This is a genomic window from Collinsella sp. TF12-2AT (genome assembly GCF_003436735.1).
GTDB lineage: Bacteria > Actinomycetota > Coriobacteriia > Coriobacteriales > Coriobacteriaceae > Collinsella.
This window is the reverse complement of record NZ_QSQK01000009.1, coordinates 88,641-97,735: the sequence shown is the minus strand read 5'-3', so window position 1 is coordinate 97,735 and position 9,095 is coordinate 88,641. Positions and strand designations below refer to the sequence as shown.

At 61.0% G+C, this 9,095-nt stretch carries 6 protein-coding genes; all 6 read left to right on the top strand.

What is annotated here, in order from left to right; translation table 11 throughout:
- Positions 1-291: 291 nt before the first annotated feature.
- The 6 genes from metK to DXD24_RS07290 all read left to right on the top strand — a co-directional run bounded on the left by metK (position 292) and on the right by DXD24_RS07290 (position 8,894).
- Positions 292-1,572, top strand: a complete 1,281-nt coding sequence (metK, locus tag DXD24_RS07315) for a methionine adenosyltransferase (RefSeq protein ID WP_117564087.1) — start codon at positions 292-294, stop codon at positions 1,570-1,572.
- Positions 1,573-1,883: 311 nt separating this feature from the next.
- A complete protein-coding gene (gene sdaAA, locus DXD24_RS07310) occupies positions 1,884-3,491 on the top strand; it encodes an L-serine ammonia-lyase, iron-sulfur-dependent, subunit alpha (RefSeq protein WP_117646470.1) in 1,608 nt (535 codons plus the stop codon).
- 149 nt (positions 3,492-3,640) lie between these two features.
- The gene (locus DXD24_RS07305) at positions 3,641-5,356 is read left to right on the top strand and encodes a L,D-transpeptidase (protein WP_158550171.1); all 1,716 of its coding nucleotides are present in this window, start codon (positions 3,641-3,643) and stop codon (positions 5,354-5,356) included.
- 132 nt (positions 5,357-5,488) lie between these two features.
- Entirely contained in the window at positions 5,489-6,910 is a 1,422-nt protein-coding gene (locus DXD24_RS07300) for an efflux RND transporter periplasmic adaptor subunit (RefSeq protein WP_158550170.1), read from the top strand.
- Entirely contained in the window at positions 6,910-7,683 is a 774-nt protein-coding gene (locus tag DXD24_RS07295; RefSeq protein WP_117646467.1) for an ABC transporter ATP-binding protein, read from the top strand. Before DXD24_RS07300 ends, DXD24_RS07295 begins: the two co-directional genes overlap by 1 nt.
- The gene (locus tag DXD24_RS07290; protein ID WP_117646466.1) at positions 7,680-8,894 is read left to right on the top strand and encodes an ABC transporter permease; all 1,215 of its coding nucleotides are present in this window, start codon (positions 7,680-7,682) and stop codon (positions 8,892-8,894) included. The genes DXD24_RS07295 and DXD24_RS07290 overlap by 4 nt, the downstream gene beginning before the upstream one ends.
- Positions 8,895-9,095 lie beyond the last annotated feature (201 nt).

Sequence of the window (9,095 nt, the reverse complement as noted above, 5' to 3'; positions counted from 1 at the left end):
GACGGGTTGATATAGGGAGAGGGCCTGACCCCATATCGTTGGGGCCACGCCCGATTTTGCCTCTTGACAATGTCCTGCTCATATTAAAAGGACCGTCCCCAAGTGACGGCACATAAGGAACGTCCCCAGGTGCCGTAAGAGTGTTCCTATTGGCTGGTCATTTAAGTCTGTCCCCAATGAGTAGGTGCGGAAAGGGTGTGAATGTTTGATTTACGCGCTATGATGTGCCCTTGCATAGAGAGCCCGGCGGAATGGTAACGGTCGCTGGGACACGTTTTTGAAAGGACAATCATGTCAGAAGAACTTCGTTCCATCCCACCCCAACACGGGTCCTTTGTTTTTACGTCGGAGTCGGTGACCGAAGGTCATCCCGATAAGATCGCTGATCAGATCAGTGACGCCGTCCTCGACGCAATCCTCGCCAAAGAAATAGAGCTGCAGGAGCAGGGCTATATTGCGCCCAACGGTGTGCCCGCCAACGTGGAGAACGTCCGCTGCGCCTGCGAGACCCTCGTGACCACCGGCACGGTCATCGTCGCCGGCGAGATTCGCACCCAGGCCTACGTCGACGTACAGGAAATCGCCCGCGGCGTCATCCGCCGCATTGGCTACAACCGCGCCAAGTTCGGTTTTGACTGCGACACCTGCGGCGTTATGAGCCTCATCCACGAGCAGTCGCCCGATATCGCCCAGGGCGTTGACGAGTCCTTCGAGACCCAGACCGGCGCTACCACCGACCCGATCGACCTGATCGGCGCCGGCGACCAGGGCATGATGTTCGGTTATGCCTCCAACGAGACCAAGACCCTCATGCCCATGCCGCACTACCTGGCAAGCCGCCTGGCCGAGCGCCTGGCTGCCGTGCGCCATGACGGAACCCTGCCCTACCTGCGCCCCGACGGCAAGACCCAGGTCACGGTGCGCTACGAGGAAGGCAAGCCCGTGGAGGTCACGACCATCGTCATCTCCACGCAGCACGCCGCCGAGATTGAGGGCATGGGCAAGATCAAGGCCGACCTCATCGAACACGTCATCACCCCGGTCATGGCCGCCGAGAACATGCCGTGGGACAACGCGGACATCTACGTGAACCCCACCGGTCGCTTTGTCGTGGGCGGCCCCATGGGCGACACGGGCCTCACCGGCCGCAAGATCATCGTCGACACCTACGGCGGCTACGGCCGTCACGGCGGCGGCGCCTTTAGCGGCAAGGACTGCACCAAGGTTGACCGCTCCGCCGCGTATGCCGCGCGCTGGGTCGCCAAGAACGTGGTCGCCGCCGGCCTGGCCGACCGCTGCGAAGTCGAGCTTGCCTACGCCATCGGCGTTTCCAAGCCCCTCTCAATCATGGTCGATACCTTCGGTACCGCGCATGTTGCCGAGGACAAGATCGTCGAGGCCGTAGAGAAGACCTTCGACCTGCGCCCGGGCGCAATCATCCGCGACCTAGACCTGCGTCGCCCCATCTACGAAAAGACGGCAGCCTACGGTCACTTCGGCCGAGAAGACGCCGACTTCACCTGGGAGAATACCGACCGAGTCGAAGAACTCAAAGCAGCCTGCGGCCTGTAAGCTAGCGGCAAAAGCTACAGCCAAATCGAAACGCACCAAAAGAGGTACCGGACCAACCGGTACCTCTTTTTTATTAACCGGTGGTGAAGATGAGCCGACCTGGGACGCAGAATAGGTCACCAGCTCATGAATTTTGCAGCACGAGCGCCTCTACCATGTATCCTTAGTCCCGAGGGGCGGGGCATAAGGTCGATCGCGAGTTCCGCACGAGCCGGAGAGCACTTAATGTGCTCTCCGTGCGAGTCAGGACTGTCCGAGCAGGCGACCTTATGCCCCGCCCCTCGGGACGACGGGATAGAACAGGAGCGCATATGGCAGGCAAGCCACAAACACTAGCTACGACCTCGGCATTCGAGATCTTGGGCCCCGTCATGGTCGGCCCCAGCTCATCGCACACCGCCGGCGCCCTGCGCTGCGCCCAAGTTGCCGCCAGCCTGCTGGAAGGCCGCATCACCAAAGTCACCTTTGGCCTGTGGAATTCCTTCGCCCACACCTACCGCGGCCACGGCACCGACCGCGCTCTCGTCGCGGGCATTCTGGGCCTCGACACCGATGACGAGAACATCAAGCAGGCCTTTGACCTCGCACGTGGGCAGGGCCTCGAATATCACTTTGACATCAAGGGCGACGACGCCTCCATCCACCCCAACACCGTCGACATCGATATGGTCGACGCCACGGGCGCCACGGCGCAGGTCCGCGGCGAGAGCTTAGGCGGCGGCAAGATGCGCATCAGCCGCATTAACGGCGTCGGCGTCGACATCTCGGGCATGTATTCCACGCTCTTCGTGGCGCACCAGGACGTCCCCGGCGTGCTCGCAGCGCTCACCAACCTGCTCGCCTACGCCCATGTGAACATCGCCTTCTGCCGCACCTACCGCACCGAAGTGGGCGGCCAGGCCTACTCCGTCTTTGAGACCGACGGCGCCCCCGACGACACCGTCGTCCCCATGCTCCGCAAGCTCGACAATGTCGATTACGCGACCTTTATCGAACTCCCCGGTTCTGCCTCGTCGCTCTCCCCCGGCGTCTCGGCAAAGGAAATCTTCGACGACGGCGAGCAGCTGCTCGATGCGTGCGAGGAACTGGGGCTCAACATCGGCGCCGTCATGGCCGTGCGCGAGGCACGTCTGACCGGCGAGGCACACGCTATCGCCGCCATGCGCCGCGTACTCGACGTCATGCGCGAAGAGACCACAGCCCCCATTTCCAATCCACAGCGCTCGCTCGGCGGCCTCATCGGCGGCGAGGCAAAGCTTGTCGATGCCACCAGCCGAAACGATCTGAGCATAAGCCTGATGGGCGCCGTCCAGACCGACGCCGTGGCCCGCGCCATGGCCGTGCTCGAGCGCTCCGCCACCATGGGCGTGATCGTCGCAGCTCCGACGGCAGGATCCGCGGGTGTTGTGCCCGGCTGCGTGCTGGCGCTCGCAGACCATTTGCAGCTGGACGACGAGCAGGTCATGGATGCCCTTTATTGCGCCGCCGCCATCGGCCTCAACCTCACCACGAGCGCCTGCGTTGCCGGCGCCGAGGGCGGCTGTCAGGCCGAGGTCGGAAGTGCGGCCGCCATGGCCGCCGCCGCGCTGGTGCAGATGCTCGGCGGCACACCCGAGCAGGCGCTCGACGCCAGTTCCATCGCGCTGAGTAATCTGCTGGGCCTCGTTTGTGACCCCGTCGGAGGCCTCGTGGAGGTGCCCTGCCAAAACCGCAATGCCATCGGCGTGGCAGCGGCCTTTAGCTCGGCACAACTCGCCCTCGCCGGTATTAAGAGCCTGGTGCCGTTTGACCAGATGGCATATGTCATGCTCTCAGTGGGCCACGCGTTGCCGGCCACGCTGCGCGAGACGGCAAAGGGCGGCATCGCGCAGGCTCCGGCCGCACTTTCGGCCTGCGCAAAATGCGGTGTGTGCGGATAGCGACAAAGAACGACTCGAAGGTGGGACAAATGTCCCACCTCTTTTGAATGCCACCGTTTCCGTACCACAAACAGCAGGGCAATCGCTATAATGCAAGCCCAGTAAAAACACGATGAGCCGCAAGGCGAAATTCGAAGGATATGCATACGATGTCGCAAAACGATCGAACTCAACTGATTCCCGATCCGCAGCAGCCGAGCAGGCACACCGGTGGCGTTCAGTCGCCGCGTCCTATCGCGCCGAGTCACGGTCAGCAGCGTGGTGCGGCAAACGCTTCCCAACGCCCGAACCAGCAACGTCAGCAGCGCCAGGCAAACGGCAATGCGCCCAAGCAGCCCCCCACGCACGGTCGAGGCGATCGCGGCCCCGCGCGCAAACCCACCGGGAACAATAAGTCGGGCAAAAAGACGACGCTCTTTGTCGTCCTGGGTCTTATCGTCATTGTCTATATCGTAGGCGTCGTAGCGTTTTCCCAGCTAGCCTACCCCAACACCACCATCGCCGGCGTCGACGTCTCGTTCTCCAACGCTTCGTCTGCCGCCACCAAGGTCAACTCGGCATGGAAGCACTATAAGCTCACCGTGACAGGCGATGACTTTAGCTGGACGTATCAGCCCGAGTCCGATGAGCCCATCGTCGACGGCGAAGCTGCCGCAAAAGAGATCATCAGCCACAACGAAGCCTTTGTATGGCCGGTCCGCCTTGTGGAATCCTTAAGCGGAAAGACCAAAACAACCGCTACCTCCAACGAAGTCGATCTTGATCAAGACGTCGACCTGTCCATGCTCTCCGACACTTTTGACCAAAAGAAGTTTGAGGAGGATCTGGGCGCCGCCATCGACGAGTTTAACGAGAGGCGTTCGGGCACGTTCGAGGCCAATAGCTCCTATGACGAGCAGGCCGGCAAGTTTACCGTCGAGAAGGCGCGCTACAACGAAAAACTCGACCGCGAGCATGTCATTAAGTATGCCGAGCTCGAGCTTGCCTCGCTGTCCGAGACCGTAGACCTTTCCAAGTTCGGCAACGATGCCTATGAGCCGCTCAATGGAACGCTGACCGATGATCAGATTCAGGCCGCATGCGATGCCGCCAACAACTTCCTGGGCGTCAACGTGACCCTCAAGCTCAACGGCGAGGATGCCGGCAAGGTTGATGGCAGCTCCGTGTTGCAGTGGATCAGCTTTGCCGATCCGGCCAACCCCACACTCGATACGTCGCAGATCAGCAGCTGGGCAGCCGAGCTCGCCAACGGCTTCAATACCGTGGGCTCCACTCGCTGGTGGACGCGCGCCGATGGCAAGCAATGCGCCGTCGAAGGCGGCGACTTTGGTTGGTCCATCGACAGCAGCTCGCTCGCCAAGCAGGTCGAGGACGCCATTAACAACAAGCAGACCGGCGAAATCGAGATCAAGTACTCCCAGAAGGCCGACACCTTTACTGCAAAGGGAGAGCCCGACTGGAAGGCATACGTCGATGTCGATCTGTCCGAGCAGCACGCGCGCTACTACGACGAGAGCGGCAATATCGTGTGGGAGGCCAACTTTATCTCCGGCAAGCCGGGAGAGGACGCCACCCCCGAGGGCGTATGGCAGATCAACAGCAACAATGGCGCCAGCAAGCTCATCGGTGCCAAGGACCCTGAGACCGGCAAGCCAAAATACGAGAGCCCGGTCAGCTATTGGATGCCGTTTGAGGGAAACATGGTCGGTTTCCACGATGCAACGTGGCAAAACGACAAGAGTTTCGACGATCCCAACTCCTACAAGTGGTGCGGCAGCCACGGATGCATCAACCTTCGCCTGGCCGACGCCAAGGCGCTGCACGATTGCATCAAAGTCGGCCTGTGCGTGGTTGTCCACTCGTAGTGCAACGCGCACATTCATACAACGTGGAACTGCTGCGACCAATCTAACAATTCCGAAAGATACCGTCCTATGCGCCTGCCCCAACCGGCGGGCGCATATACTTATCAAGGTTCTTTCTATAAAGGAGACGCTATGCCGAATGTCCCCAACATCACCCCGGGCCCGGATGATACCGAGCACACGCCCGAAGGTGCCACCGAAACGCTTCCTCTGATCACAGACGTACATGCCGAAAAGCAGAGCGGACGCACGAACGATACGGTCGAGATTTCCGATGAAGAGGCATATGCCAAGCTCAAGGCAAAACGTGCCGAACGTCGACGCAAAAAGCTGATTCGACGCGGCATTGCCGCCGGCATCGTGGGTGTCATCGCGCTCATTGCTATTGTCGCAACCCTGGTTATCAATGCGCAGCCACAGGGCGATAGCGGGCCTGCGACCGACATGGTGACTGAGGGCACGTTTAGCACAACGGTCGAGGCAAAAGGCCAGCTCAAACCCATTTCGTCCTCAGTGGTCTCCCCTTCTGTCGACGGCACGGTCGATTCGATCAACGTGCAGGCAGGCCAATCCGTCAACGAGGGCGACGTGCTTATGACCATTAAAAACGACGAGCTCGATCGCAACGTTGCCGAGGCGCAGCGTGCAGTTGCAGCCGCTCAAGAAGACCTCGCCAACGCGCAGAAAGCCGCAGCTGCCGCGCAGGCCAACCCAACGACGGACGTCGACGGAGGTTCCGCAGCGGCTGGCATCTCCGCCGCATCAGCGGACACGAACGCCGTATCGGCCGCGCAGCGCAGCCTCACATCGGCCCAGGCAAACCTCGATCAGGCGAACGCCAAGGCCGCCAGCCGTACGGTCACGGCCCCGAGCTCGGGCAACATCGTGGAGCTCAACGCCAAGGTGGGCGCCACGGTAACAGGCGGCATGATCATGGGCGAAAGCGATACGAGCGGCGGCAAGCAGTGCATGCAGATCGCCGACCTGTCCAAGATGAAGGTGACGGTTCAGGTGGGCGAAAAGGATATCGCCAAAATTGCCGTGGGCCAAAGCGCCAACGTGACCTATCCCGCGTTTCCCGATATCGTGAGCCAGGGCACCGTCACGGCTATCGCCTCGGTGGCAAACTCCGACTCCTCCTCCGGGAGCGGCGGCAGTGTGACCTTTAACGTCGACATCCTCATCGAAGCACCCGACAGTCGCCTTAAGCCGGGTATGACTGCCGAGGTCTCAGTAGTGACCGAGAAGCTCGACGACGTAGTGATGGTGCCGACCATGGCGCTGATGACCGAAGATGGCGAGCACTATTACGTCAATCTGGCCACCGATTCGGAGGGCAAAAAGACGCGCCGCGTGAAGGTGACCGTCGTGACGCAAAACGACAACGAGGCTGTAGTCGGTAAGACGCAGGTCAAGCGCGACGACCAAGGCAACGAGATCAACCCAGACGTCCCGGTTACCAAACTTCGCGACGGCGACACCATCGTGACGGATACCGGCACAGGCATGACGGCAGACGGCGGCGACAACATGCCTGCCGACGAGGGCAAGTAATGCGTCCCGTCATCGACATTCGCAACGTGCATCGCATCTTTGAGAGCGAAGCGGGTTGCGCCCATATCTTGCACAACGTGAGCCTGGCAGTAGATCCCGGTGAGTTCGTTGCCATCACCGGCCCCTCGGGCTCAGGCAAGTCGACGCTCATGAACATCCTGGGCTGCCTGGACAAACCGACGGCGGGCGATTACTTCCTGCAAGGGCTCAACGTCGCCGAGCTCGACGATGACGAGCTCACCGAGGTGCGAGCGCTGAGCATCGGCTTTGTCTTTCAGAGCTTTAATCTGCTGCCGCGCCTGACGGTGATCGAAAACGTCATGCTGCCGCTGTCCTACACCAATGTGCCGCGCAGCCAGCGCGAGATGCGCGCCGTACACGCGCTGCGGGCCGTCACGCTTCCGGTCGACCATTGGGACCATCGTATATCGGAGCTGTCGGGCGGACAGATGCAGCGCGTCGCCATCGCGCGCGCCCTTGTCAACGATCCACCCATCATTTTGGCCGACGAGCCGACGGGCAACCTGGACTCCGCCACGGGAGCGCTCGTCATGGAAACCTTCCACAAGCTCCAGGAGCGCGGCAAAACCATCGTGCTTATCACACACGACCCCGGCATCGCCGCCGAGGCCGACCGTGCCGTGACCATCCGCGACGGTCGCATTCACGACGGCGCGTATATTCCGCATGCACCGCGGACCCTACGCAGCGCCGTAGATAGCCTGCCCATGATTTCCGCCTCCGCCAACCCGCCGAAAGGAGTGATGGCATGAGCGCCCGCGATCTTATCCAGGAAGCCCTTCACTCGCTCGAGGCCAACAAGGGGCGCAGCCTGCTCACCATCCTGGGCATTGTCATCGGCATCGCCTCGGTCATTGCCATGACTTCGCTCATCGGCGGCATCCAAAACAGCTTGGTCAACAGCCTGGGCCTCAACGCAGCTCGCATGGTTCAGATCTATTCGTCCCAAGAACTCTCTGATTCTGACGTCCAGAAGCTTAAAAAACTGGTGCCGCAGATAGAACAGATCGGCATTGTCAAAAGCGCGTATACCGAGTACAAGACCGGCGATAAAAGCTATACCGTCATGGCACAGGGTGTCGATAGCGACATACTCGACGCCGTGGGTGCCAGTAAGCTCGTTGCGGGGCGCACCTACACCGATGTCGAGTCAAAGGCAGGCTCGCGCGTGGCGCTCATCAGCCGCGGCGGCGCCGATCAGCTTTACGGCAACGAACAGGATGCGCTGGGAAAAACCATCAAAGTGTCCAACGGCGAGGTGCAGATTGTAGGCGTGATTGATGGCGGCAGCGACTCCATGGGCTCGCTCACTTTGTATATGCCACGCGAAACCATCTCCGGCCTATTTGGCGACGAGAATCCTTCATTCCCCAGCGTGACGGCACTTGCCGCCGAGGGCACGGACATGGATGAGCTCTGCAAGACCATCGAGTCCAAGGTGCGCGCGATGAAGGGCATCGCGGAGGATGATGAGTACGACAGTGTATCGGCGACCTCCATGAAAAGCGCTATCGACTCCCTCAATTCCTTTATGGGCGCCTTCTCGCTCATCATGGGTGCTGTCGCCAGTATCTCGCTGCTTGTCGGCGGTATCGGTATTATGAACATGATGCTCACCAACGTGACTGAGCGCATCCGCGAGATCGGCATCCGTCGCGCTCTGGGCGCCAGTCGTCGCGATATCACCGCGCAGTTTTTGGCCGAGTCCTCGGCGCTGTGCGTCACCGGTGGCCTGCTGGGTGTCCTGATAGGCTATCTGCTGGCCTGGGGCCTCGCGATGTTTGCCTCCGGATCCGGGATTCTTGGCGAGCTCGGTGCCAGCGGGCAAATCACCCCGAGTTTTTCAATCGCCACGGTGCTGCTGGCCTTCGCCGTCTCCGTCGGCATCGGCGTAATCTTTGGCTTCTACCCCGCTCGACGCGCGGCAAAGCTCGACCCGGTGGAGTGCCTACGCTACCAGTAAGCCACCACCAACAAGTTGCGGTGAATTAGGGACTGAATATGCTATCTAGCAGCAAAAACAGACACTATTTCACCGCAACTCATTGAAGGGCTGTTTGCGCCAGTTCCGGGCGTCGTCCTCGAGCTACTGGCGGATGACGGGCTTGTACGGGTCGAGCTTGCTCGGGGCGATCCTCCTCGCGGGCGGGAGGGCGCGCTAGGC

What these genes read in the sequence shown, in the direction of transcription:
- DXD24_RS07295 (WP_117646467.1), top strand. Translation starts at nt 6,910, where the DNA reads ATGCGTCCCGTCATCGACATTCGCAACGTGCATCGCATCTTTGAGAGC.
- sdaAA (WP_117646470.1), top strand. Translation starts at nt 1,884, where the DNA reads ATGGCAGGCAAGCCACAAACACTAGCTACGACCTCGGCATTCGAGATC.
- metK (WP_117564087.1), top strand. Translation starts at nt 292, where the DNA reads ATGTCAGAAGAACTTCGTTCCATCCCACCCCAACACGGGTCCTTTGTT.
- DXD24_RS07305 (WP_158550171.1), top strand. Translation starts at nt 3,641, where the DNA reads ATGTCGCAAAACGATCGAACTCAACTGATTCCCGATCCGCAGCAGCCG.
- DXD24_RS07290 (WP_117646466.1), top strand. Translation starts at nt 7,680, where the DNA reads ATGAGCGCCCGCGATCTTATCCAGGAAGCCCTTCACTCGCTCGAGGCC.
- DXD24_RS07300 (WP_158550170.1), top strand. Translation starts at nt 5,489, where the DNA reads ATGCCGAATGTCCCCAACATCACCCCGGGCCCGGATGATACCGAGCAC.